Consider the following 24,861-nt stretch of genomic DNA (forward strand, 5'->3'; position numbering starts at 1 on the left):
GCCTACCGTCAAACAGACCGAACAGTCTGTTTGAGGAGTGCCATGAGGACCACCACCGCCTGGCAGGCGCACGGCCCCACGACCCGGTTGCGCCGGGTGACGATCCCCCGGCGCGACCTCCGCCGCGACGACATCGCGGTGCGCGTGGACCACTGCGGCGTCTGCCACAGCGACCTGCACGCCATCCGCGCCCACCGCGGCGAGGAGCCGCTCGTGCCGGGCCACGAGTTCACCGGCGTGGTGACCGACACCGGCCCGGACGTGACCCGCTTCCGCGTCGGCGACCCCGTCGCCGTCGGCAACATCGTCGACTCCTGCGGCACGTGCGCCGCGTGCGCGGCGGGCCAGGAGAACTTCTGCCGCGGGTTCCCGACCCTCACCTACGGCGGCGCCGACCGCCACGACGGGTCCACGACGCTGGGCGGGTACTCCCGCGAGTACGTCCTGCGCGACCGGTTCGCCCACCTCCTGCCCGCCGGGCTGGACCCGGCCGCGGCGGCGCCCCTGATGTGCGCCGGCATCACCGTGTGGGAACCGCTGCGCGCCCTCGGCGTGGGACCGGGCACCCGCGTGGCGGTGAGCGGCCTGGGCGGGCTGGGCCACCTCGCGGTCAAGTTCGCCGCGGCCCTCGGCGCCGAGGTCTCGGTCATCAGTCGGTCGGCGGACCGCGCGACCGAGGCGGCCCGGTTGGGCGCCCACGACCTCGTCGTCTCCACCGACCCCGACCGGATGGCCGCGGCCCGGGACCGGTTCGACGTGCTGATCGACACCATCCCCGTCCCCCACGACCTCGGCCCCCACCTGCGCCTGGTCGCCGTGGACGGCACGCTCAGCCACCTCGGTCACCTCGGCACCGTCACCGTCGAGACGATGGACCTGCTCATCGGCCGCAAGAAGCTCAGCTCCGCGGGCAGCGGGGGCCTCCCCGCCACCGCCGCCATGCTCGACTTCTGCGCCGCCCGCGGCATCACGGCCGACGTCGAGGTCCTCCCGTCGGCCCGGGTGGCGGACGCCCTCGACCGCCTCGACCGCAACGACGTCCGCCACCGCTTCGTCCTCGACCTGTCCGACCTGGGCTGACCGGGCCCCTGCCGGGGTCTACAGGTCCACCCCCCGCGTCTCGCGCACCAGCGACACCGCCACCAGCGAGACCACCGACAGCGCCATGACGTACACGCCGACCGAGAGGACCGTGCCGGTCGACCGCACCAGCGCCTGCGCGATCGTCGGGGCGAACGCGCCGCCCAGGATGGCGCCCAGGGCGTAGCCGATGGAGACGCCGGAGTAGCGGACACTGGTCGGGAACATCTCGGCGTAGAGCGCCGACATCGGCCCGTAGGACAGGCCCAGGCCGAACGACAGCACGACGACCGCCAGCGCGAACAGCACGGGGTCGGCGGTCCGCATGAGCAGGAACAGGGGGATCATCCACGCGAACAGCGCCGCGTAGCCGATCTGGAAGGTGCGCACGCGGCCGATCCGGTCGGACAGCCCGCCGCTCCACAGGGTGAAGACCAGCCACCCGGCGGCGCCCGCGACCGTGGCGGCCAGCACGCTGGGGCGGGACATGCCCAGGGACGTGCCGTAGCCGATGAAGTAGGCGATGAGCAGGTAGCCGGCGGCGTTCTGCGCCACGAAGATCAGCGCGGTCAGGACCACGTTGCGGGTGTGCGAGCGGAACAGGTCGCGCAGCGGGGTCGACGAGTGCTCCCGGCGCGTCAGCATCTCCCGGAAGACCGGGCTCTCCTCGACGATCCGCCGGATGGCGTAACCGCAGACGATCAGCAGGAGGGAGAGCAGGAACGGGATGCGCCAGCCCCAGGACAGGAACTGGGCGTCGGTGGTGAGCGTGCTGATCAGCCACAGCACGCCGGTGGCCAGGATCAGCCCGAGCGGGACGCCGACCTGCGGGTAGGCGCCGAACAGGCCGCGCTTGTGCGTCGGCGCGTGCTCGACGGCCATCAGCGCCGCGCCACCCCACTCGCCGCCCGCCGAGAAGCCCTGCACGATGCGCAGCACCACCAGCAGGACCGGCGCCGCGACCCCGATGTGGTCGTAGGTCGGCAGCAGGCCGATCAGCACGGTCGCCCCGCCCATCAGCAGCAGCGTGAGGACCAGCATCCTCTTGCGGCCGAGCCGGTCGCCGAACCGGCCGGCGACGACCGCGCCGAGCGGGCGGAACAGGAAGCTGATGCCGATGGTGGCCAGCGAGATGATCCCGGCGAGCCCGCCGGCCTCCTCGCCCAGCGGGGTGAAGAACAGCGGGGCGAAGACCAGGCTCGCGGCCTGGGCGTAGATGAAGAAGTCGTACCACTCGACGGTGGTGCCGGCGAGGGTGCTCGCGAGGACCCGGCGCTCCTCCCGGGTCCTCGCGGAACCGCGCGCGGTGGTGTCCTCGTGGACTGGTTCGGACATCGGGACCTCTCCGTTCCGGGTGGCGCCGCTCCCGCCGATGATGCCCGGCACGACCGGCGCGTGACGACCTTGGCCAACCGTTGCGTTCGGGTTCACGCCCCGGTGCCCGCCGCGTTCACCCGCGCCGGCTTCACTCGATCCCCGGACCACCGGGAACCGTGCCGCCGACGGGGACCGACACCGTTGCGGGTGAAGGAGAACAGCGTGGAACGTCGCACATTCCTGCGCACGGCCGTCGTGGGTGCGGGCACGTCGGTCGCGTTCGGGTTCACCCTGTGGCCGGAGGCGGTGGGGTACCCGGCGCGGACCGGGCCCAGCCCGTACGGGGCGTTGCAGGCCGCGGACGCCAACGGGGTCCTGCTGCCCAAAGGTTTCACCAGCCGGGTGATCGCCCGGTCGGGACGGGTGGTGCCCGGCACGGGCTTCACCTGGCACGGCGCCCCGGACGGCGGCGCCTGCTTCGCCGACGGGACCGGCTGGATCTACGTCTCCAACGCCGAACTGGGCACCGGTGCGGGTGGCGCGAGCGCCATCAGGTTCTCCGCCACCGGGGCGGTGACCGGCGCCTACGGCATCCTGTCCGGCACCACCCGCAACTGCGCCGGCGGCGCGACGCCGTGGCGCACCTGGCTGTCGTGCGAGGAGACCGACCGCGGCTACGTCTTCGAGACCGACCCGTTCGGGGTCGAGCCCGCCGTGCGCCACGACGCGATGGGCCGGTTCACGCACGAAGCCGCCGCGTGCGACCCCGACCGCAGGGTGGTCTACCTGACCGAGGACGAGACGAACGGCGGCTTCTACCGCTTCGTCCCCACCACCTGGGGGGACCTGTCCTCCGGCACCCTCCAGGTGCTCAGGGAGACCGGCGGCGCGCTGTCCTGGGCCACCGTCCCCGACCCCGACGGCAGCCCCACCCGCACCCGCCGCCAGGTCGCCGGCATGAAGGTCTTCAACGGCGGTGAGGGCTGCTACTACCGCAACGGCACCTGCTTCTTCACCACCAAGGGCGACAACAGGGTCTGGGCCTACAACGCGGTCGACAACACCATCGCCGTCGCCTACGACGACAACCTCACCGGCACCCCGCCGCTGACCGGCGTGGACAACATCACCGGCACCCCGGTCGGTGACCTCTACGTCGCCGAGGACGGCGGCAACATGGAGATCTGCGTCATCACGCCGGACGACGTCGTGGCGCCGTTCGCCCGCGTCGCCGGCCAGGGCTCCTCCGAACTGTGCGGGGTCGCCTTCAACCCCGCGGGCGACCGGCTGTACTTCTCCTCCCAGCGCGGCTCCAGCGGCGGTGGCATCACCTACGAGGTCACCGGCCCCTTCCGCGGCTCCCGGTGAGACGATCCCGGCCGGTGCCCCGCGGCGCCGGGCTCGGCGTCACCGTCACCGTCACCGTCACCGTCACCGTCACGGGAGGATCTCGACGTACCCGTCCGTCCCGTTCAGGCGGATCCGCTGCCCGTCCCGGATCGCGCGCGTGGCGCCCTCCACCCCGACGACGGCGGGCAGGCCGTACTCCCGCGCGACCACCGCGCCGTGGGTCATCAGTCCCCCGACCTCCGTCACCAGGCCCGCGGCCGTGACGAACAGCGGCGACCAACTGGGGTCCGTGTGCGCCGTGACCAGGATGTCGCCCGGTTCGAGGTCGGCCCGCTCGACGTCCAGGACGACCCGGGCCCGCCCCTCGACGGTGCCGACGGAGACCGGCAGGCCGACCAGCGCGCCGGCCGGCAGGTCGTCGCGCCGGTACGCCCCGGTGACGGCCTCGCCCTCCGACGTGAGCACCCGGGGTGGCGTGAGCGCCGCGTAGGACCTGAACTCCTCCTTGCGCCGGCGGAGGAGTTCGTCGTCCACCCGGTTCGCGCGCACGACCTCGTGGAACTCCCCGAAGGTCAGGTGGAAGACGTCCTCCGGCTCACCGAGCACGCCGGCCCGCACCAGGCGCCCGGCCTCCTCCAGCAGGGCCCGCTTGTACACCGAGTAGCGGCTGACCATGAAGTACTTCGGGTACTCCCGGTACCCGATGAACGTCCGGACGCGGTCGATCTTCTCCTTCGTCTCCTGGGCCTTCCGCGCCCCGTCCGGCAGGGCCCGCAGGCGCTCCAGCAGTTCCCGCTCCTCCTGCCGCGCCTCCTGCCGCCCCTGCTCGAAGCGGCGCGCGCCGGCGCCGTGCTCGAAGTTCCCGACGTTGGCGAGGAGCACGGGCAGGAGCGCGGTCGGGCGCTCGCCCCACCGCGGCCTGGTGATGTCGATCTCGCCGACGCAGCGCATCCCGTACCGGTCGAGGTAGGCCCGGATGGCGTCCCGGGCCTCCCGCCCGCCCGCGAGCCGGGGCAGCTCGTCCAGGAAGCCCTCGCCCTCGACGTCGCGCAGGAAGGCGACGACCTCCGGGTGCGGGCGGATCACGTCCGCGACGTCGAGGAGCGCCAGCCCCATCTCCGACGTGACGTTGTGGGGGGCGGACCGGGTGAGCGTGTCGGCCGCGTTCTTCTCGCCCAGCCAGTCCCGCAGCCGCTCGTTGAGCCACCACGTCGTCTGCATCGCCGCCATGATCACCTGGTGGCTGCGCGGGTCGAACAGGACCCGCCTCAGCTCCCGGAAATCCGCGAGGATGAAATCGAGCAGCTCCACCCCGGACCTCCCCCGGATGTCGCGCGCCAGCGCGGCCACGGAAGCCTCGCCGATCCCGATCAGCTCGGTGACGAGGGCCGGGTCGGTCTCGACGGTGGCCGGCGCGACGCCGGGGACCGGCTTGCCGGGCGCGTCGTCCGGGAGCGCCGGGAGGAAGCCCTCGCGGTCGACGACGGTCCGCAGCGCGTCCCACATCAGCGGATCGGACCTGCCCACCAGCTCCAGGAAGCCGGCGCGGCTCGTGGCCGACGCCAGCACCCGGGTGACGTCGACGAACAACCTCCCCCCGGCCTCGGCCACGGGTTGGGGTGTGGTCAGCTGCCACACGGAGAGGCCCAGGGGCTTCATGGGGTCGGTCATCATCTGCTGGTGCCCGACGGAGACGTAGACGTGGTTCTCCCGGTCGCCGGCCTCGGGGACGGGGAACAGCGTGGTGATCGGCCGGCTCTGGACGAACAGGAAGTCGTCGTCGACCAGGCACCACTCGATGTCCTGGGGACGGCCGAGGTGCGCCTCGACCCGGCGGCCGAGCCGCACGAGCCGCAGGACCTGCTCGTCGGTCAACGCCGGCTGCTCCCGCCGCGCGGGCTCGACCTCCCGTTCCCGCGTCCCGCCGCCCGGTGAGGCGTGCACGGCGCGCTCCTTGGCCACGACCGCCCTGGCCACGACCCCACCGTCCCGCACCCGGTAGGAGTCCGCGTTGACCAGGCCGGAGACCAGGGCCTCGCCGAGGCCGAAGGTCGCCTCCACGGAGGCCACCTCCCGGTTGGAGGTGACCGGGTCGGCGGTGAACAGGACGCCGGCCGCGTCCGGGAAGACCATCCGCTGCACGACCACGGCCATGTGGACCGCGCGGTGGTCGAAGCCGTCGCGCAGCCGGTAGGCCACGGCCCGCTCGGTGAACAGCGAGGCCCAGCACCGGCTGACGTGCCGGAGGACCTCCGCCGGCCCCACGACGTTCAGGTACGTGTCCTGCTGGCCCGCGAAGGAGGCCGTGGGCAGGTCCTCCGCCGTCGCGCTCGACCGGACCGCCCAGGCGGTCCGGTCCCCGAACCGGGCCGGCGCGCCGGTGATCGCCGCCGCCACGTCGTCGGGGACGGCGGCGGCCTCGATGATCCGCCGGACCTCCGCGCTGCCCGTGCGGATCGCCTCCCGGTCGTCCGGGTCCAGGCGCGACAGCCGGTCCAGCCGGTCGTCGATCGACGGCGCGCCCCGCACGACCTCCCGGAAGGCGTCCGTCGTCACGCAGAACCCCGCCGGCACGCGGATGCCCTCGATCCGCGAGAGCTCCCCCAGGTGCGCGCCCTTGCCGCCGACGGCGGCGACCCGCGCCCGGTCGACCTCCTGGAGGTCGAGCACGTAGCTGCCCATCCGTTCGCCTTTCCCGTTCGCACCGCCGGCCCGGGGTCGAACTCGTTCCCCGGTGCCGACAGGTTTGTCACCGGCCTGCCGTTTCCGCAGGTCCTGGCTTCGGCGGGGCATTTTGCACCACGACCCGGGTCTTGCCACAAGACGCGGGTCGTGTTATATGTTCAAGGTGGCGGGGAGTGGGTTGCCCCCTCGCCCTCGCCTTTTGTCGCATTTCTCCCGGTTTTCTTCCGCGTTCTTCCGCGCGAGCCACACCGGTACTCCCGTCCGGCGCCGAACGGGGTGATCTCCGCGACGCGAGCGCGTGAAAGCTGACCTGATCGGGTAGCCGATCACTACAGGACATCGACCACCAGGAGGGTGACGTGATCGGGTTCATCGTCGCGGGGTTGATCATCGGCGCGCTCGCCCGCCTGATCAAGCCCGGCAAGCAGAACCTCGGCATCGTGGCGACGCTGCTGCTGGGTCTCGTCGGTTCCGTCATCGGCGGCACCATCGCGAACCTGCTCGGCACCGGCGACATCTTCGAGCTGAACGTGCTGGGCTTCATCCTGGCCGTGATCGCCTCGGTGCTGCTCATCGGCGTCGCGGAGGCCGTCGCCGGCCGCCGCCACCACACCGGCGTCCGGTAACCACCGACACCACGTGGGAAGACCCCGTCACCGGCCGGTGACGGGGTCTTCTCGCTGTCCGGGGCACCTCGGGCGCCGCCGGGTCGGGGGTACCAAATTCGGGGTACCAAATCGGGGTGCCGGATCAGGGGTGCCGGATCAGGGGTGCCGGGCCAGCGCCAGGGTGAGTTCGAGGACCCGCTCCGGCGAGGTGAGGTCGCCGAACAGGTCTCGCAGCTGACCCATCCGGTACCGCACGGTCTGCGGGTGCACGAACAGCGACGCCGCCACCTCGTCCCGCCGCCCGTGGTGCAGCAGCCAGGCCCGCAGCGTCTCCTCCAGCCGCCGCGCGGTCGCCGGCCGCTGGTCGCGCAACGGCGCCAGCACCCGGGCCCGGAGGTCGGCGTACGCCTCCGCGTCGGCGTTGAGCACCAGGTCGACCAGGAACTGCTCGGTGTCGAGGGTGTCCGCGGACAGCGCGCGGGCCCGGGTCGCCCGATCGAACGACGACACCACCCGCGTCCACGGCCGGGCCGGGCCGACCACGGCGGAGCGGTCCGCCAGCAGCCGCAGCACGTGCCCGCGGTCCGCGTCCGGCACCAGGAGCGCGGTGGTCGAGTCCGGCAGGTCCTCCAGCAGCAGCGTGCGGGGGTCGAGCAGCCGGCGCGCCGAGCGGGCCTGCGAGGACGGCAGCAGCACGGCCGTCAGCGAGCCGGGGGGCGCCCAGCCCGCCCGCTCGGCGCCCGCGAGCAGCACGTCCTCGCCCTCGCCCGCGATCAGGTCGCGGCAGAGCTGCTCCAGGTAGCGCTCCCGCACCCGGCCCCGGACGGCCAGCTCCTCGGCGTGCCCGGCGGCGCTGGCCGCGGACAGCTCGTCGATGTAGGCGAACAGCAGCTCGGCGAACTCGGCCAGCCCCTCGGCGGGCAGACCGGACGACACGGCCTCGGCGGCGAGCCCCCGCCACGCCACCCGCGCACCGACCCGGTAGGCGCTGAGCAGGGCGTCCATCGAGCGGCCGTCGCGCGCCTCGCCGCGGCCCAGCTCGTAGGCCGCCTCGGTGGCGACACCCCGCGTGTCCGCACCGTCCGCGACGTCCAGGAAGTGGCCCAGCGCGGTGCGCACGGCGCGGCGGATCGTGCCGCCCATCCGGCCCGACAGCGCGCCCTCGTAGCTGGGCACCTCGTCGATCACCGCCTGGACCACCTCGCCGGCCGTGACCGGCAGCAACGCCCGCAGCGCCGTGATCGTGGCGTGGTCGAGGCCCACCTCGGCGGCACCTCCGGCAGCGCGGCTCATTTGTTCTCCCGGTACAAATTCCGGAGCGTTATTCACGTCCTGCGGTCAGGACTTTACGCCCGGGGCCACATCATGCTGGACACATGACACGCGTCGCCCTCCGCACCAGGGCGTTGAGGCTGCTGGAGATGGTCACGACGCCGCTGCTGCCGTCGGACTACCTCGACCTGGTCGACCCGCTGCGCGCGGGCGCCGAGCTGCGGGGACGCATCGAGGCGGTCCACCCCGAGACCGGCGACGCGGCCACCCTCGTGATCAGGCCCGGCCGCGGCTGGCGGGGCCACGTCGCCGGGCAGTACGTCCGGGTCGGCGTGGACGTCGACGGCGTGCGCCTGTGGCGGGCCTACTCCGTCACCTCGCCCACCAACCGGGCCGACGGCCGCATCACCATCACGGTGAAGGCGATGCCGGACGGCAAGGTCAGCAACCACCTGGTCCGCCGTGCCCGGCCGGGCACGGTCATCCACCTCGACCAGGCCGCCGGCGACTTCGTGCTGCCCGCGACCAGGCCCGCGAAGGTGCTCTACCTGACGGCGGGCAGCGGCATCACGCCCGCGATGGGCATGTTGCGCGACGCCGAACTGGCCGACGTGGTCGTGCTGCACTCCGCGCCGACCGGGGCGGACATCATCTTCCGCGCCGACCTGCACGACCTGGCCGCCGACCGCGCGATCCGGTTGATCGAGCGGCACACCGACACCGAGGGCGTGCTCGACCTCGCCCGCCTCGACGAGCACGTGCCCGACTGGGCCGAGCGCGAGACCTGGGCCTGCGGCCCGACGGGCCTGCTCGACGCCGCCGAGGAGCACTGGGCGCGGCACGGCGTCGCCGACCGCCTGCACACCGAGCGGTTCCGCCCCACCGTGCTGGTGACGGGCGAGGGCGGCGCGGTCACGTTCACCACCACCGGCCGGACCGCCGAGGCCGACGGGTCCACGCCGCTGCTCGACGTCGGCGAGCAGGCGGGCGTGCTGATGCCGTCCGGCTGCCGCATGGGCATCTGCTTCGGCTGCGTCACGCCACTGCGCGCGGGCGCCGTCCGCGACCTGCGCACGGGCCAGGTCACCACGGCCGAGCCCGGCGTCCTCATCCAGACCTGCGTGTCCGCCGCGGCGGGCGCCTGCGAGATCGAACGCTAGGAGCGAGCAGCATGACCGCCACCGACCCCACCGCCCACCTGTCCGACGAGCAGATCGAGCAGCTCGGCCGCGAGCTCGACGCGTTGCGCGACGAGGTGATCGCCGACCGCGGCGAACGCGACGCGGCCTACATCCGCAAGGTCATCTCGGTGCAGCGCAAGCTGGAGATGAGCAGCCGGGGCGTGCTGCTGTTCTCCCTCTTCCCGCCGGCCTGGCTGGTCGGCACCGCGGGCCTGTCCGTGGCCAAGATCCTGGAGAACATGGAGATCGGCCACAACATCCTGCACGGGCAGTGGGACTGGATGCGCGACCCGAAGATCCACTCCACGTCCTGGGAGTGGGACCACGTCTCCCCGGCCGCGCAGTGGAAGCACTCCCACAACGAGCTGCACCACACCTACACCAACGTGATCGGCAAGGACAACGACCTCGGCTACGGCATCATGCGCGTCGACGAGGACCAGCGGTGGCAGCCGTTCCACCTGGGACAGCCGCTGTGGAACTTCATCAACGCCTGCTTCTTCGAGTACGGCATCGCCGCGTACGACCTGGAGCTGGGCCGGAACCTCCAGAAGCGCCACCGCAACAACCCGGAGTTCCGGGCGCGGGCGCGCGAGGTCGGCAAGAAGATCCGCAAGCAGGTGCTGAAGGACTACGTCATCCACCCGCTGCTGTCGGGGCCGTCCTTCCTCACCACGCTGGCCGCCACCTTCACCGCGAACCTGGTCCGCAACCTGTGGAGCCACTCGGTGATCATGTGCGGTCACTTCCCCGAGGGCGTGCAGACCTTCGAGCGCCGCTCGATCGTCGGCGAGACCCGGGGCCAGTGGTACCTGCGGCAGATGCTCGGCTCGGCCAACATCAGCGGCGGCAAGCTGCTGCACATCATGACCGGCAACCTCTCGCACCAGGTCGAGCACCACCTGTTCCCCGACCTGCCGAGCAACCGCTACGGCGAGATCGCGCCGAAGGTCCGGGAGCTGTTCGACCGCTACGGCCTGGAGTACGTCACCGGATCGCTGCCCAGGCAGCTGTTCTCGGCGTGGCGCAAGGTCTTCCGGCTGTCGCTGCCGAACAAGCCGGCCAAGACGACTCCCCGCCTGGAGGAACGCGTCGCGGCGTGATGCCCCGGGGCGGGCCGCGGGCGATCGCACACATCACCCCCGCGGCGAGGCACGGAGCTCGGCCGGGTCCACGCCGAGGCCGTGACGACGAAACCCCCCGTGCGCGCCGGTTCCGGCCTGGTCCCGGCCCCCACCCCGACATCGGGGTGGGGGCCGGAGCGGTCACCGCCGGGCAGTCGGTGACGCCGGAACGCCTGGCGCGAATCCGTTGGCACGTGGCAATCCAGCCGCTCCCGCCGCCACCGCGGCCTCCCTAACCTCAAGCCATGGACAACACCCCCACCGCGGCCGCCACCCCCTCACTCCCCCACCCCGTCGCCGGACTTCGACCCCCGGACACGGCCCTGGCCCGCCAGGCGATGCGGTTCGCGCGCGACGAGTCCTCGGAGATCCTGTTCAACCACGTCATGCGGTCCTACCACTTCGGCGCCCTGCTGCTGGACCGCGCCGGCGCCCGCTACGACCGGGAGCTGCTGTTCATCGGCAGCGTCCTGCACGACCTCGGCCTGGTCGAGCGCTTCACGAGCCCGACCGAGCGCTTCGAACTGGACGGCGCCGACGCCGCCCGCCGCTTCCTGCGGCAACGGGGGGTGGCGAACGACCGCGTCGAGGTGGTCTGGGACGCGATCGCGTTGCACACCAACGCCACCATCGCGGCCCGCAAGCGCCCGGAGATCGCCGCGGTGGCCGCCGGCGCCGGGGTCGACGTGGGCGGGCGCGGCCTGGAGGACCTGGACCCCGCCGACGTCGCCGAGGTGCTCGCCGCCTACCCGCGGACGGGCTTCAAGCGCGACGCGGTCGACACCGTGCTCGACCACTGCCGCCGCAAGCCCACCGCCTACTTCACCCACCCGTTCGCCGAGGTCGGCCGCCGCCACATCCCGGACTTCGCGGTGCCGACCGTCGAGGACGTGGTGCTGGCGGCGCCGTTCCCCGACTGAACCCGGGCCCGGTCGGGCCGGTCCACCGCCGCGATCACACCCGGTGCGCGCCCGGCCGACCGGATTCGACGACGAACGACGCGAGGACGGACTCGGGCACGTCACGGCGGCTCACCGTCGGGACGGTCCTGAGCTCCGCCCTCATCCGCGAACCGCCCACGTGGCAGCGGACGTACCCGCGGCGGTCGCCGTCGAAGAACTTGATGTGCGGGTTGTGCCTGATCATCGGCCCGTAGTAGGGCCCGTACACCTCACCGTCCCCGTTGGACGAGATCGACGTGCCGACGAACTCCGTGCCGACGACCGGCGAGGACGGGCGGTCGAAGTCGCGGTGGATGTCGTTGACGAAGGACGAGTGCCAGTCACCCGTGATCACCACCGGGTTGTCGACCCGGTGCCGGACCCAGGTGTCGGTCAGCCGCTTGCGCGCGGCCGGGTAGCCGTCCCAGGCGTCGTGCCACAACCGGTCGCCCGCCGGGCCGTCGTGGTCCAGCCTGCCCAGCATCACGTTGCCGCCCAGGAGGTTCCACCGGGCCTCGGAGGCGGCCAGCCCGTCGAAGAGCCACTTCTCCTGCGGGAAGCCCAGCATCGTCACGGCCGGGTCGTAGCCGCCGGTGCACGCGTCGGCCTCGCCCCAGCCGCAGGGAGGGGCGCTCCGGTACTGCCTGCCGTCGAGGACGTCGAGCTGCGCGAGCCTGCCCCAGCGCAGGCGCCGGTAGATCCGGGCGCGGTCGAGCGCGGCCCGGCGGACGGGCTGGTGCTCGTACCACGCCTGGTAGGCCGCGGCCCGCAGCGCGGTGATGTCGCCGGCGTGCTCCTGGCGGGTGCCCGCGTAGTCGTTCTTCACCTCGTGGTCGTCCCACGTGACGGCCCAGGGGAACCTGGCGTGGGCCGCCTGGAGGTCCGGGTCCGCCTTGTAGAGGGCGTACTGCATCCGCCAGCGCTCCAGGTCCCGCGGCGCCGACCTGAGCACGTCCGGCGTCCCGGTCCGCCGGAGGCCCCCGTCCGCCGGGATGCCGCCCTCGTACACGTAGTCGCCCAGGTGCACCACCAGGTCGAGGTCGTCGTCCGCCATGTGCCGGTACGACGGGTAGTAGCCGCCCGCCCAGTCCTGGCACGACGCGAACGCGAAGGCCAGCGACCCTCCCGGGGCGCCGGCGGCCGGCGCGGTGCGCGTGCGCCCGACCGGCGAGGTCTCGCCCTGGTAGCGGAAGCGGTAGAACCACTCCCGGTCCGGCGCCGGGCCGTCGACCTCGACGTGGACCGAGTGCGCCGGCTCCGGCAGCGCCCAGGTGGTGCCGCCGGCGACGATCCGGCGGAACCCCTCGTCCCCGGCGACCTGCCACTGGACCGGCACCCTGGTGCGCGGCATGCCGCCGCCGGGCTCGAACGGTTCCGGGACGAGCCTCGTCCACAGCACCGCCCCGGTCGCCGTCGGGTCGCCGCTGGCCACGCCGAGCTGGAACGGGTGGTTCCCGCCGCCGGGTCGCGGTGCCGCCGCCGCGTGGTCGGCGGGTACCTGGGACAGCGCGGCCGCGCCGGCGGCGGTCGAGAGCGCGGAGAGGAACCGCCGCCTCCCCATGGAGGTCGTCACGGCGCCATGTCTAACCCGCGCCGATGGTTGGTGGGCGAGCGCCGGGTGAACAGGTCCTGGAGTTCGGCTCTCCTCCGTCCTCGCCCCGTGGGCGTACGTCCGCCCCCCGGCTCACCACGACTCCACCAGGAGGTCGCCGTGGTCGCCCCGCCGCCACTCCCGGGTGAGGCGGCCGAGCCGGGCCGGCGCGGCCGTGCCGCGCAGGGTGGCGATCCGGTCGTCGCGGACCTCCAGGACCACCAGGCCCACCACCCGGTCGTCCAGCACGGCGATCACGGCGGGGCAGCCGTTGACCACGGCGGCGTGGAACGCCGGGGAGCCGCCGACCAGCTTCCGCTTCGCCGGGGTCGGCCGGTAGGCGGCGCGGAGGGTGGCGGCGATCCGCTCGGGACCCGAGACCAGCACCAGCCTCGCGCTCAACCCGGCGCCGTCGGAGATCGCGGTCGCGTCGTCGGTCAGCAGCGCGACCAGCTGTTCGGTGCGGCCCGAGGCGGCGGCGGCGAGGAACGCCCCGGCGATGCGGCGCGCGGTGGCGCGGTCGACCTCGGTGACGCGGCGGTCGGGACCCGGGCGCGACGTGGCGACGCGGCGCCGGGCCCGGTGCGCGTGCTGCTGGCTCGCGGACTCGCTGATGTCGAGGATCCCGGCGATCTCGGCGTGGCTGTGGGAGAACGCCTCGCGCAGGACGTAGACGGCCCGCTCGACCGGGGTCAGGCGTTCCAGGAGGGTCAGCACCGCCAGGCTCACCGAGTCGCGCTGCTCGGCGGTGTCCGCCGGGCCCAGCATCGGATCGCCGGCCAGCAGCGGTTCGGGCAGCCAGGTGCCCACCGCGTGCTCGCGCCGCGCCCTCGCCGAGCGCAGCCGGTCCAGGGCCAGGTTGGTGACCACCCTGGTCAGCCACGCCTCGGGCACCTCGATGTGGTCCCGGTCGGCGGCCTGCCAGCGCAGGAACGCGTCCTGCACCACGTCCTCGGCGTCGGCGGCCGAGCCGAGCAGGCGGTACGCGAGCGAGGCCAGCCGATCCCGGCCGGCCTCGAAACGCGCGAGGGTCGCGGTGTCCACGATCGCCGGGCTAGGCCGCGACCACCTCGGTGGCGCGGTCGGGTTCGGCGGCCAGGCGGTACCTGCGGGTCGGCATCCCGAAGGTCGGGTGGGCCATGCCGAACGCGGCCACCCGGAGGACGGCCGCCTTGGCGCGCGCGGCCGGCCGGCCGCACAGGGCCCAGCTCCGCGACCGCTCCTCGCCGTCGACCAGCTGGTAGATCGCGTCCCGGCGGCCGAGGCTCAGGTGGTTGCCGAGGTGGGCCAGCGTGGTCTTCGGGATCCTGCGACCGGTCAGGTCACCGACGATCGCGGACACCGCCTGCATCGCGGTGGCACCCGCCGAGGCGCAGGACATCGGCAGCGGCCGGCCGTTCCGGCCGATGGCGTGGGCGCTGTCGCCCACCGCGTAGACGCCGGGGTGCGAGACCGACCGCATCAGGCGGTCCACCAGGACCCGACCGTCGTCGGCGACGGCGAGGCCGCTCGCGGCGGCGATGGGGTGGACGGCGAAACCCGCCGCCCAGACGGTGACGTCGGACGCGAAGGCGGTGCCGTCGGCGGCGACGACCCCCGTCGCCCCCACCCGCTCGACGGTGGTGTGCTCGTGGACCGCGATGCCGAACCGGTCGAAGGCCCGCAGCAGGTGGCGGCGGGCCCGCGGGCCGAGCCAACCGCCCAGCTCGCCGCTGGTGACCAGGGTGACGTCGAGCCCCGGCCGGGACTCGGCGATCTCGGTGGCGACCTCGATCCCGGTCAGGTTGCCGCCGACGACCAGCACCGACCCGTTCCCGGCCGGCTCGTCCAGCCGCCGGCGCAGGCGCAGCGCCGACGGCCGGCCGGCGACGTGGAAGGCGTGCTCGGCCACGCCCGGCACGCCGTGGTCGGCGACGGTGCTGCCGAGCGCGTAGAGCAGGGTGTCGTGGTCGAGCCGGTCGGGACCCCCGTCGCCGGTCACGGTGACCGTCCGGCGCTCGGCGTCGACCGCGGTGACCCGCGCCGGTCGCAGGCGGATCCCGGTGCCCGCGAACAGCTCCGCCAGCTCGTACCGGCGCAGGTCCGGTCCGGCGGCGAGCTGGTGCAGGCGCAGCCGTTCCACGAAGTCGGGTTCGGCGTTGACGACGGTGATCTCGACGTCGTCGGGGTGCAGGTGGCGGGCGAGTCGTCCGGCGGCGTACGCCCCGGCGTACCCGGCCCCGAGGACGGTGATGCGGTGCGGCATGTCCTTGCTCCTGTCTGGTTCGACCGCACCCTGAACGGGACAGCGCCCCGATTCCTGACGGGGTTCGACCATGACGTGGGTCACCCTCGACCGGACCGCTCCGGCAGGCGGGCGCGGTCCGCCCCGCCCGGTTGTGCCCGGCGGGTGTCGAGCCGGGTGAGCGCGGCGGCGCTCGGGCTGCCCGGTTCCGCCGTGCAGAACACCACCTGGAGGTCGGTGCCGGGCAGCAGCAGGGTGTGGCGGTCGAGCTCCAGCTCGCCCAGGTCGGGGTGGCGCAGGCGCTTGCGCAGCGTCGGCACGGGGCGCACGTCGTGGTCGCGCCAGCCGGCGGCGAAGTCCGGGCTGTGCGCGGCGAACTCGTCGACCAGCTCGCCCAGGACGTGGTCGGTCGGGCGGCGGACCCGGGCCACGCGCAGCGGGGCGGCCAACCGGCGGGCGAACTCGCCCTCCGCGCCCGCCGGCGCCGAGCAGAGGGTGCCGCCCAGGCGGATCGACAGCCGCACCACGGTGCGCTCCTCGACGGGCAGCAGGCCGAAGTCGGTGATCAACGCGGCCGCGGCGCGGTTCCAGGCGAGGACGTCCTGCCGCTCGTCGACCAGGTAGGCGGGCGCCGGTCCGAGGCGGTCCAGCAGCCGCCGGGCGTCGGCGGGCACCTGCCCCCGGTCGGCGTCCGCCACGGGTGGCGCCTGCCCGGCCAGCCGGGCCAGGTGCTCGCGCTCCGCGGGGGTGAGGCGCAGCGCCGTGCCCAGCGCGGCCAGCACCTCCGGGGACGGGCGCGGCGCACGGGCCTGCTCCAGCCGCTCGTAGTAGCCGACCGACACCCCCGCCAGCGCGGCCACCTCCTCGCGGCGCAGCCCGGGGGTGCGCCGGGCGCGCCGGCCGGGCGGGTGGGTGGCGGTGGCCGGCACCTGGTCCGGGCGCAGCGCCTCCCGCCGTCGGCGCAGGAAGTCCGCCAGTTCGCCTCTGCTCACCCGGCTCATGGTGGCAGGGGTCCCCCGCCCCGGCCACGGACCGGTGGTCCGGGGCTTGGCGGTCGGGGGCTTGGCGGCTGGGGGCTTGGCGGTCGGGGGCCCGGCGGCGGGAGGCCCGGCGGTCCGGGGCTTGGCCGGCCGTTCCCGGCCAAGGGCCCGGCCGCCCAACCTGGACCGGTCACACCCCGTCGAACACCGGAGGACACCGTGCCGGGCACCCCCCAGGACGGACCGATCACCCACCACCGGGATCGCCGGCACCGCCCGGCCGAACTCCCCGACCCGGTGCGCGCGGACGCCGCCCGATGAACGGCGTGCTCGTGACCGGCGGCACCGGGAAGACCGGGAGCGCGCTGGTGGCACTGCTGCGGGACGAGGACGTGCCGGTCCGGGTGGCCGCCCGCAACCCGCCCGCCGGCGACCCCGACCCGGTCCGGTTCGACTGGACCGACCCGGCCACGTTCCCGGCCGCGCTGCGTGGGGTGGACCAGGTCTTCCTGGTACCCCCGGTGCGGACCACCGACCCGATGCCGCTCGTCGGACCGTTCCTGGCCGAGGCGCGACGCCGGGGCGTGCGCCGGGTGGTGCTCCTGGGCTCCGCCGTCGTCCTGCCGAAGGCCCCCGGCGCGCTGGAGATGGCCGCGCGGGTGTCGGCCCGGCCGGGGTGGGTCGTGCTGCGCGCGTCCGGGTTCATGCAGAACTTCCTGAGCCCGCACCCGGTGGGCGAGCGCATCCGGCGGCACGGTGAGATCCGCACCGCCGCCGGCGACGGCCGGGTGGGCTGGATCGACGCGCGGGACATCGCGGCCGTGGCCGCCGCCCTGCTGACCGACCCCGGGGCCGGGCCGGACGACCGGCGAGACCACCTCCTCACCGGGCCGGAGGCACTGAGCTGCCACGACGCGGCGGCGATCATCACCGCCCGCACCGGACGACCGGTCCGGGTGGTGCCCGTCGGGACCGCCGACCAGGTGGCCGCCAACCTGGCCGCCGGTATGCCCGCCGAGTTCGCCGCCGCCCTCGCCGCCGTGGAGGACGGCATCAGGGCCGGTCGGGAGGACCGGGTCAGCACCGCGGTGCCGGACCTGACCGGTCGGCCGGCCCGCACCTTCGCCGAGTTCGTCGAGGAGCACGCGGCCGAGTGGGCGGAGGACGGGCCTGCCGGGACGACTTGACGTGGCGCCCCCGGCACGGGGTCGGCCGCGTGGTCACGGGTCGGCACGGCCTCGGCGTGCGGCGGGGAGCACTCGGGAGGCGGGCCGGCCGGCAGAGGAGCTGCGGCGGGGAGGCGGGCCGGCCGGCAGAGGAGCTGCGGCGGGGAGGCGGTGGTGCCGGGCATCGGGCCGAACTCTGGGCGTTCCACGGTGGACTCGCGGCTAGCGTCCGCGGGATGGCGAACCAAGTTGCGGTGACGAGGGAACTGGACGACTACATCCGCGCCGTCTCCCTGCGCGAGGACGACGTGCTGCGGGAACTGCGGGAGGAAACCGCCCTGCTCCCCGCCGGATCGGCGATGCAGGTGACGCCCGAGCAGGGACAGCTGCTGCACCTGCTGACGGGGTTGGTGGGCGCGGGCACCGTGGTGGAGTTGGGCACCTACACCGGGTACGCGACGCTGTGCCTGGCGCGGGCCGTCGGCGCGGGGGGGAAGGTCGTCACGTGCGACATCACGCAGCGGTGGCCCGCGGTGGGGCGGCCGTACTGGGAGCGCGCCGGTGTGGCGGACCGGATCGACCTGAGGGTGGGTCCGGCCGCGGGCACCCTGGCGGCGCTGGCCCGGGAGCACGGCTCGGGCTGGGTGGACCTGGTGTTCATCGACGCCGACAAGGTCGGCTACGCCGCCTACTTCGAGGCCGCGGTGGACCTGGTGCGCGACGGCGGGCTGATCGTCGTGGACAACACGCTGTTCTTCGGGCGGGTGGCGGACCCGGCCGTGCAGGACGCGGACACGGTGGCCATCAGGGCGTTCAACGCCTCCCTGCTCACCGATCCCCGGGTGGACCTCTCGCTGCTGCCCGCCGCCGACGGGACCACGCTGCTCCGCCGTCGCCCCCGCTGACACGGCCGGCGCGCGGGTGGTCCTCCCGACGAGGAAGCGGTGGACGGGCACCGGGGGTGGCCCGTCCACCGCTCCTCTCACGCCGCCCTACCGGGAACCGGGGGAGGGAACCGGGTGGGCGGCGGGGCTCATTCGGCGATCTTCGTCCGGTAGGACCAGGTGAACACCGGCAGGTGCTCACCGTCGACCAGCCTGCTCTCCTCGCTGCGCGTGAAGTGCTCGTGTCCCGAGGCGTGGGGGATGCGGACCTTCACGTCGACGCCGTCGGTCAGTTCCACGACCTCGCCGTCGAACGTCCCGGGACCCCCGACCAGCAACGCCTTCCTGTTCTGCTGCACGATGTTCGCCCTTTCACCGGGGTCGCCGCCGCGTGGCGCGGCGGCGGACCGTCCGAAGTGCACACACCGAGTATGGCCGGGCAGAACTGGGGAATACTCTGGAATCCGCTCCGGTCCGGCGCTCCGGTCCCGCGCTCAGCCCCCGGTCGTGGGAGCCGCGTCGTGGTCTGTCGACAGCAGCTCGGACAGCTCGGCCAGCGCGGTGTCGGCCTGGTCCCCCTCGACGGTGAGCAGGACCTCCTCACCGCCCTTCACCCCCAGCGACATGACCGCGAGGATGCTGGCCGCGTCGACCAGCGCGTCCTCGCTGCGGCCGATGCGGACCTTGCCGCCCTGCTTGCGGGCCGCCTCGACCAGGAGCTTGGCGGGCCGGGCGTGCAGGCCGACCGACGAACCGATGGTGACTCGTGTACTGGGCAACTCTGCCTCCTCCTGACGGTGCGGGAACGCGCGTTCGGCCCGTTCCCGCCGGACCGGCCGGGGGAACCGACCGGTCGACAACTCGATGTCGCGCGCGAACCACGGCGTGACGGGTCGGCGCACGGGGTCCAGCGCGGAGCGGACGACGGACAGCACGCCCTCCGCGACGGGCAGCCAGCGCTCGCCGGCCTCGATCGGGCGTGCCCAGCGCACCCGGCCGCCGCGCACGGGTGTCGGCGGCAGCGGCACCTCCGCCGGCGTGCGCAGGAACACCACGTCCGCGGGCATGTCGTTCTGGCTCCACCAGCGGTCGTTGGCGTCGGTCAGGAAGACCACGCGGCCGTCCGGTCGCACGACGGCGGGAGCGGGCACGCCGACCGCGTCGAAGCGGGAGAGCACGACCGCCGCGAGGTCGGCGGGCACGAGGAACCCCACCGTGCCGCCGCCGAGCACGAGCCTGATCCCCGCCGACCCGGGCACCACGCGCCAGCCGAAGCGGCGCGCGTACCAGCGGCACGCGGCCTCCTGGTCGGGCGGAACACGGGCCGGCGCAACGGGGTTCGTCCCGGGACGCGGCCCGACGGCGTTCGGACCGACCGGTCGTGGCGCGGCCGGGTGCGCCACGACCGAGCGCGAGCCGGCGGGGTGCGCCACGACCGGGTGCGGCACAGCGGAGTTCGGGACAGCGGAGTTCGGGACAGCGGAGTTCGGCACAGCGGAGTTCGGCACAGCGGGGTGCGGCACAACCGCACGCGGCGCGGCGGCGTTCGCGGGCCGCCGGCCGCGGGTCGGGCATTGGAGCTGGGGTTGGGGCTGAGGTTGGAGCTGGGTCGGGCGCTGGGGCTGGGTCGGGCGCTGGGGCTGGGTCGGGCGCTGGGGCTGGGACTGAGGCTGGGACTGAGGCTGGGGCTGGACGGTCACGGGTGGTTCCTCCACATCGTCGCCCCGCCCCTCCCTCAGCCCAGCGCGTACGAGCGCGCGGTGGCCGGGTCGGGGGCGCGGCGGACGCGCTCGGCCAGCTCGGTGCAGTCGTCCAGCGTGCGCTCGCGCAGCGCGGCCCGGACGGCGGGCACGGCGGGCACGGACATGGACAGGCTGGTCACGCCCAGGCCCACGAGCACCGGGGCCAGGCCGGGGTCGCCCGCGGCCTCACCGCAGACGCCCACCGGCTTGCCCGCCGCGCGACCGGCCTCGGCCACGACGGCCACCAGGTCGAGCAGCGCGGGCTGCCACGGGTCGAGCAGCGAGCCCAGCTCGCCGAGCACCCGGTCGGCGCCGAACGCGTACTGGGACAGGTCGTTGGTGCCGAGGCTGACGAAGTCGACCTCGGCCAGGACGTCGGCGGCGCGCAGGGCCGCGGCCGGGATCTCGATCATCACGCCGACGTTGGTCAGGCCCGCGCCGCGGGCCAGTGCGGCGAAGTCCCGCGCCTCGGCCGGGGTGGCGATCATGGGCGCCATCACGCGCACGTCGGCGCCGTGGTCGGCGGCGGCGTCGGCGATGGCGGCGAGCTGGTCGGCCAGCAGGTCCGGCTTGCGCCACGCCACGCGGTAGCCGCGCACGCCCAGCGCCGGGTTGGGCTCGGCGTCGGCGTTGGCGAACGGCAGCGGCTTGTCCGCGCCCGCGTCGAGCGTGCGCACGACCACCGGTCGCGCGCCGAACGCCTTGAACACCTCGCCGTAGGCGCGGCGCTGCTCCTCGCGGGAGGGTGCGTCGGCGCGGTCGAGGAACAGGAACTCGGTGCGGAACAGGCCCACGCCCTCGGCGTCCACGTCGCCGTCGGTCGCGCCGCCCACGTTGAGCAGCAGCTTCACCGGGTGGCCGTCGGCGGTGGCGCCGGGCCCGCGGTAGCGGGCCAGCGCGGCCTCGCGCTCGGCCGCCGCCTCGGCCACCCGGGAGGCGGCGTCGTCGTCGGGGGACGTGACCACGACGCCGCGGGTGCCGTCCACCACGACCGGCTCGCCGTCGGCCAGCGAGTCGGCCCCGGCGCACCCGACCACGGCCGGGATGCCGAGGGAGCGGGCGAGGATGGCGGTGTGGCTGGTCGGCCCGCCCTTGGAGGTGACGATCGCCACCACCCTGGCCGGGTCGAGGGTGACCGTGTCGGCGGGCGCGAGGTCCACGCCCACCAGCACGAACGGCTCGTCGCGCACGGGGATGCCGGGTGTCGGCACGCCCAGCAGCACCGCGACGGCCCGGTCCCGCAGGTCGGCGAGGTCGCCGGTCCGCTCGGCGAGGTACCCGCCGAGCGCGGCCAGCGCCTCCAGGTGGACGCCGAACGCGTCGTGCACGGCCCAGGCCGCCGGGCGACCCCGGTCGACGGCGGCGCGGATGCCGTCGACCAGGGCGGGGTCGTCCGCCATGGCGATCTGGGTGTCGAGGATGTCGCGGGCCTCGCCGGTCAGGCCCTCGGCCCGCCGGCCCAGGTCCTCGACCACCGCGCGGAGGGCGGAGACGGCCGCGTCCACCTCGTCCCGCGCCGGTCCCGGCGCGGGCACGTCGGCGGGCAGCTCGGGCGCGGCGGCCGTCCTGGCCACCACCCCCACCGCCTGTCCGGGGCTCGCCGGGTTGCCGGTCAGCTCCCTCGACCCGACCGGCTGCTGCGAGACCTCAGCCACCTGCGACAACTCCGCGCCTCCTCGTCCTCGTCGACCGTTCGTGCGGGTGGTGCGCGATGTCAGCCCGCGGTGGGCTCGATCGTCACCTTGATGGCGGTGCCACCGGCCACCACGTCGATGGCCTCCAGCACCTTCTCCAGCGGCAGGTGGTGCGTGATCAGGTCGGCCACCGGCACGGCGCCCGTCGCGATCAGCTCCAGCGCCTTCTTGTTGTGGTCGGGGCTGGACCCGTTCGCGCCGACGATGGTCAGCTCGCGGTAGTGCACGAGGTTCGAGTCGCACGCGATGATCGGGTTGTCCTTCGGCAGGCCGCCGAAGAAGCTGATCCGGCCGCGGCGGGCGACCATCTTCAGCGCGTCCTCCTGCGTCTTGCCCGCGGCCGACGCGGTGATGACCACGTCCGCGCCGCGCCCACCGGTCAGGTCCAGCACCGCCTGGATCGGGTCGACCTCGGCCGCGCAGATCGCCGCGTCCGGCTTGACCAGGTTCGCGGCCATGTCGAGCCGGCCGCGGTTGAGCTCCACCAGGTAGACGTTCTCGGCGCCGCGGGCACGGGCCAGCCGCACGTGCAGGCAGCCGATCGGGCCGGCGCCGACGACCACGACCGTGTCGCCGTCGCCGACGCGGGCCAGCTCCTGGCCGTTGAGCACGCACGCCAGCGGCTCGGCCACCGACGCCTCCGCGTAGGTCACGCCGTCCGGGACGCGGTTGACGCCGTCGACCTTGAGGACGTTCGCCGGCACGATCATGTACTCGGCGAAGCCACCCTCGAAGTGGTAGCCCATCGACAGCTGGTTGGGGCAGATGGTCATCCACCCGCGCAGGCAGTCGGGGCACTCCCCGCACGGGATGGCGGCGATGACCTGGACCCGGTCCCCCGCGGCCCAGCCGTCCACCTCCGAGCCCACCTCCACGACCTCGCCCGCGATCTCGTGACCGATCACGCGCGGCGGGTCGATGTGGTGGTGGCCGTGCCGGAAGATCTTCAGGTCGGTCCCGCACGTCGAGGTGTTGCGCACCCGCAACTTCAGCTCAGCCGGGCCCGCGGTGGGCTCGGGCATGTCCTCGATGCGGATGTCGCCGGGCGCGTAGAACCGGGCCACCTTCACTGCGTCGTCTCCTCGTCCTTCTCGGTGTCCACCGTCCGCAGGATGCGCAGGACGGTGTCGGTGTCGGGGGCTTGGCGCAGCTCGGCCGCGCGTTCGGGGTCCATGAGCACGTGGGCCAGGGCGGACAGGATGCCGACCTGCTCGCTGCCCTGCGCGGCGATGCCGACGCACAGCCGCACGTCCTCACCTCCCCAGTCCACCCCTTCGGGGAACTGGAGCACGGTCAGCGCCGACCGGCGGACGTGGGCGCGCGAGGCGTCCGTGCCGTGCGGGATGGCCACGCCCTCGCCGATGTAGGTCGAGACCGAGGCTTCGCGCTCGTGCATCGCGGTCAGGTACTCGGGGTCGACCGCGCCCAGCTCCAGCAGCACGGCCCCGACCTGGTCGATGGCCGCGGCGCGGTCGGCGGCGGTCCGGCCGAGCCGCACGGACTCGGCGGTCAGCAGCTCAGCCAAGCTCCCCACCGTCCCGGATGGCGGCTTCGACGCGGTCGAACACCGGGTCGCCCATGAAGTTCTGGAAACCGATGACGACCGCGCCCGACGAGTTCTTCTGCGCCCGGGGCACCAGGCCCTGCTGGCACAGCACGACCTGGGCGTCGGCGGGGATCTCGTTGACCGGGCTGTGCTGCACGGCCACCTTGTACGGCTTGAGCCGCTTCGCCATCTGCGACGCCACCATGACGCTGCTGCCCATGCCCGCGTCGCAGGCGATGACGACCTTGGTGATGTCCTTGCCCTGGATGCTCATGCGTCCCTGTTCCTCTCGTCCGGCGTCGTGCCCTGGTCGGTCAGACCTTGACCTCGCCGCCGTTGGCGATCTGCTGCTCCCGCTCCTCGCGGCGGGCGTCCCGACCGAACTTCATCAGCGCCGCGGCCACCACGAACGCCACGACCGCCGCGACCAGCACACCCGCGATGACCGAGAAGTGCCCGCCCTTCGGCGTCACGGCCATCAGGGCGATGATGCTGCCGGGCGACGGCGTGGCGACCAGGCCCGCGTCGAAGACGCTGAAGGTGAGCACACCGGCCGCGCCGCCGCCGATGACCGAGAGCAGCAGCTTCGGGTTCGCCAGGATGTACGGGAAGTAGATCTCGTGGATGCCGCCGAGGAACTGGATGACGATCGCGCCGGGGGCGGTGGCGCGGGCGGCGCGGGGGCCGAACACGGCCAGCGCGGCCAGCACGCCCAGACCCGGGCCGGGGTTGGACTCGATCAGGAAGTGGATCGCCTTGCCGTTCTCCAGCGCCTCGGCCACGCCCAGCGGGCTCAGCACGCCGTGGTTGATGGCGTTGTTGAGGAACAGGATCTTGGCGGGTTCGACGATCAGCGACACGAGGGGCAGCAGGCCGGCGTCGAGCATCCACTGCACGCCGTTGCCGAGCGCCTTGGTGATGCCCTCGACGACCGGGCCGATGGAGAACAGGCTGCCGACCGCGAGCGCGCCGCCGATGATGCCGGCGCTGAAGTTGTCGACGAGCATCTTGAAGCCCGGCGCGACCTTGACGCCGACCTTCTCGTCCCACAGCTTGATCAGGTAGCCGCCGAGGGGGCCGACGATCATCGCGCCGAGGAACATGGGGATGTCCGCGCCGACGATCACGCCGAAGGTGGCGATCGAACCGACCACCGCGCCGCGCTGGCCGTGGACCAGCCGGCCGCCGGTGTAGCCGATGAGGGTCGGCAGCAGGTACGTGATCATCGGACCGACGAGTTCGCCGATCGTGGCGTTGGGGATCCACCCCGTGGGGATGAACATCGCGGTGATCAGGCCCCACGCGATGAACGCGCCGATGTTGGGCATGACCATGGCGGCGAGGTGGCCACCGAAGCGCTGGATGCCCACCCGCGCGCGCTGGCCGCGGGATTGGGTGTCTTCGGGGGCCTGGGTGTCGTTGCTCGTCATCGTTGACACTTCCACTACTGCTGGAGGGACTGGGAGAACGCCGTCG

General features: G+C 74.0%; 22 protein-coding genes. 8 read left to right on the forward strand and 14 right to left on the reverse strand.

All coding sequences use genetic code 11. The features are described 5' to 3' along the window. The first annotated feature begins 42 nt into the window (after positions 1-42). The gene (locus ACFP3R_RS33435) at positions 43-1,080 is read left to right on the forward strand and encodes an NAD(P)-dependent alcohol dehydrogenase (RefSeq protein WP_380642217.1); all 1,038 of its coding nucleotides are present in this window, start codon (positions 43-45) and stop codon (positions 1,078-1,080) included. An 18-nt stretch (positions 1,081-1,098) separates the two neighbouring features. On the opposite strand, the gene ACFP3R_RS33440 is transcribed toward ACFP3R_RS33435, so the two are convergent. Further along, the gene (locus ACFP3R_RS33440) at positions 1,099-2,415 is read right to left on the reverse strand and encodes an MFS transporter (RefSeq protein ID WP_380642219.1); all 1,317 of its coding nucleotides are present in this window, start codon (positions 2,413-2,415) and stop codon (positions 1,099-1,101) included. Positions 2,416-2,619: 204 nt separating this feature from the next. Here ACFP3R_RS33440 and ACFP3R_RS33445 point away from each other — a divergent pair, with 204 nt between their 5' ends. After that, positions 2,620-3,765, forward strand: a complete 1,146-nt coding sequence (locus ACFP3R_RS33445) for an alkaline phosphatase PhoX (protein WP_380642221.1) — start codon at positions 2,620-2,622, stop codon at positions 3,763-3,765. A gap of 69 nt (positions 3,766-3,834) precedes the next feature. Here ACFP3R_RS33445 and rph read toward each other — a convergent pair whose 3' ends face one another. Then, positions 3,835-6,429: a rifamycin-inactivating phosphotransferase gene (rph, locus tag ACFP3R_RS33450; RefSeq protein WP_380642223.1), complete on the reverse strand. Its 2,595-nt coding sequence runs from the start codon at positions 6,427-6,429 to the stop codon at positions 3,835-3,837. A gap of 362 nt (positions 6,430-6,791) precedes the next feature. On the opposite strand from rph, the gene ACFP3R_RS33455 reads away from it, so the two are divergent. Further along, positions 6,792-7,058, forward strand: coding sequence for a GlsB/YeaQ/YmgE family stress response membrane protein (locus tag ACFP3R_RS33455; RefSeq protein WP_380642225.1), 267 nt, complete (start codon positions 6,792-6,794; stop codon positions 7,056-7,058). A 138-nt stretch (positions 7,059-7,196) separates the two neighbouring features. Here ACFP3R_RS33455 and ACFP3R_RS33460 read toward each other — a convergent pair whose 3' ends face one another. After that, positions 7,197-8,333 (reverse strand): PucR family transcriptional regulator, encoded by a 1,137-nt coding sequence (locus ACFP3R_RS33460; RefSeq protein WP_380642227.1) that lies wholly within the window; start codon positions 8,331-8,333, stop codon positions 7,197-7,199. 83 nt (positions 8,334-8,416) lie between these two features. On the opposite strand from ACFP3R_RS33460, the gene ACFP3R_RS33465 reads away from it, so the two are divergent. The 3 genes from ACFP3R_RS33465 (at position 8,417) to ACFP3R_RS33475 (ending at position 11,537) form a co-directional block, all read left to right on the forward strand. Further along, positions 8,417-9,472, forward strand: coding sequence for a ferredoxin reductase (locus tag ACFP3R_RS33465; RefSeq protein WP_380642229.1), 1,056 nt, complete (start codon positions 8,417-8,419; stop codon positions 9,470-9,472). 11 nt (positions 9,473-9,483) lie between these two features. Next, entirely contained in the window at positions 9,484-10,596 is a 1,113-nt protein-coding gene (locus ACFP3R_RS33470) for a fatty acid desaturase family protein (RefSeq protein WP_380642231.1), read from the forward strand. Positions 10,597-10,862: 266 nt separating this feature from the next. Then, positions 10,863-11,537 (forward strand): HD domain-containing protein, encoded by a 675-nt coding sequence (locus ACFP3R_RS33475; RefSeq protein WP_380642233.1) that lies wholly within the window; start codon positions 10,863-10,865, stop codon positions 11,535-11,537. A 34-nt stretch (positions 11,538-11,571) separates the two neighbouring features. On the opposite strand, the gene ACFP3R_RS33480 is transcribed toward ACFP3R_RS33475, so the two are convergent. The 4 genes from ACFP3R_RS33480 to ACFP3R_RS33495 all read right to left on the reverse strand — a co-directional run bounded on the left by ACFP3R_RS33480 (position 11,572) and on the right by ACFP3R_RS33495 (position 16,365). After that, positions 11,572-13,131: an alkaline phosphatase D family protein gene (locus ACFP3R_RS33480; protein ID WP_380642235.1), complete on the reverse strand. Its 1,560-nt coding sequence runs from the start codon at positions 13,129-13,131 to the stop codon at positions 11,572-11,574. 111 nt (positions 13,132-13,242) lie between these two features. Continuing rightward, on the reverse strand, positions 13,243-14,193 hold the full coding sequence (locus ACFP3R_RS33485; RefSeq protein ID WP_380642236.1) for a sigma-70 family RNA polymerase sigma factor: 951 nt from the start codon (positions 14,191-14,193) through the stop codon (positions 13,243-13,245). A 10-nt stretch (positions 14,194-14,203) separates the two neighbouring features. Beyond that, a complete protein-coding gene (locus ACFP3R_RS33490) occupies positions 14,204-15,394 on the reverse strand; it encodes an NAD(P)/FAD-dependent oxidoreductase (protein ID WP_380642238.1) in 1,191 nt (396 codons plus the stop codon). Between the two features lie 80 nt (positions 15,395-15,474). After that, complete coding sequence (locus tag ACFP3R_RS33495; protein ID WP_380642240.1) at positions 15,475-16,365, reverse strand: helix-turn-helix transcriptional regulator; 891 nt, start codon at positions 16,363-16,365, stop codon at positions 15,475-15,477. Positions 16,366-16,670: 305 nt separating this feature from the next. On the opposite strand from ACFP3R_RS33495, the gene ACFP3R_RS33500 reads away from it, so the two are divergent. Both ACFP3R_RS33500 and ACFP3R_RS33505 read left to right on the forward strand, forming a co-directional pair. Next, entirely contained in the window at positions 16,671-17,540 is an 870-nt protein-coding gene (locus ACFP3R_RS33500; protein WP_380642242.1) for an NAD(P)H-binding protein, read from the forward strand. Positions 17,541-17,755: 215 nt separating this feature from the next. Then, complete coding sequence (locus ACFP3R_RS33505; protein ID WP_380642244.1) at positions 17,756-18,424, forward strand: O-methyltransferase; 669 nt, start codon at positions 17,756-17,758, stop codon at positions 18,422-18,424. 128 nt (positions 18,425-18,552) lie between these two features. Here the strand turns inward: ACFP3R_RS33505 and ACFP3R_RS33510 are convergent, their stop codons facing one another. The 7 genes from ACFP3R_RS33510 to mtlA all read right to left on the reverse strand — a co-directional run bounded on the left by ACFP3R_RS33510 (position 18,553) and on the right by mtlA (position 24,815). Then, the gene (locus tag ACFP3R_RS33510) at positions 18,553-18,762 is read right to left on the reverse strand and encodes a DUF5988 family protein (protein WP_380642246.1); all 210 of its coding nucleotides are present in this window, start codon (positions 18,760-18,762) and stop codon (positions 18,553-18,555) included. A 135-nt stretch (positions 18,763-18,897) separates the two neighbouring features. Continuing rightward, complete coding sequence (locus tag ACFP3R_RS33515; RefSeq protein ID WP_380642248.1) at positions 18,898-19,851, reverse strand: HPr family phosphocarrier protein; 954 nt, start codon at positions 19,849-19,851, stop codon at positions 18,898-18,900. 287 nt (positions 19,852-20,138) lie between these two features. After that, positions 20,139-21,809, reverse strand: coding sequence for a phosphoenolpyruvate--protein phosphotransferase (gene ptsP, locus ACFP3R_RS33520; RefSeq protein ID WP_380642250.1), 1,671 nt, complete (start codon positions 21,807-21,809; stop codon positions 20,139-20,141). 50 nt (positions 21,810-21,859) lie between these two features. Then, on the reverse strand, positions 21,860-22,909 hold the full coding sequence (locus tag ACFP3R_RS33525; RefSeq protein WP_380642252.1) for a zinc-dependent dehydrogenase: 1,050 nt from the start codon (positions 22,907-22,909) through the stop codon (positions 21,860-21,862). Further along, complete coding sequence (locus ACFP3R_RS33530) at positions 22,906-23,364, reverse strand: PTS mannitol transporter subunit IIA (protein WP_380642254.1); 459 nt, start codon at positions 23,362-23,364, stop codon at positions 22,906-22,908. Before ACFP3R_RS33530 ends, ACFP3R_RS33525 begins: the two co-directional genes overlap by 4 nt. Then, complete coding sequence (locus ACFP3R_RS33535; protein ID WP_380642256.1) at positions 23,357-23,659, reverse strand: PTS lactose transporter subunit IIB; 303 nt, start codon at positions 23,657-23,659, stop codon at positions 23,357-23,359. Before ACFP3R_RS33535 ends, ACFP3R_RS33530 begins: the two co-directional genes overlap by 8 nt. A 40-nt stretch (positions 23,660-23,699) precedes the next feature. Further along, a complete protein-coding gene (gene mtlA / locus ACFP3R_RS33540) occupies positions 23,700-24,815 on the reverse strand; it encodes a mannitol-specific PTS transporter subunit IIC (RefSeq protein WP_380642258.1) in 1,116 nt (371 codons plus the stop codon). Between the last annotated feature and the right edge of the window lie 46 nt (positions 24,816-24,861).

Origin of the sequence: Saccharothrix lopnurensis (assembly GCF_042658445.1) — a bacterium.
In the GTDB taxonomy this organism is placed as follows: domain Bacteria; phylum Actinomycetota; class Actinomycetes; order Mycobacteriales; family Pseudonocardiaceae; genus Actinosynnema; species Actinosynnema lopnurensis.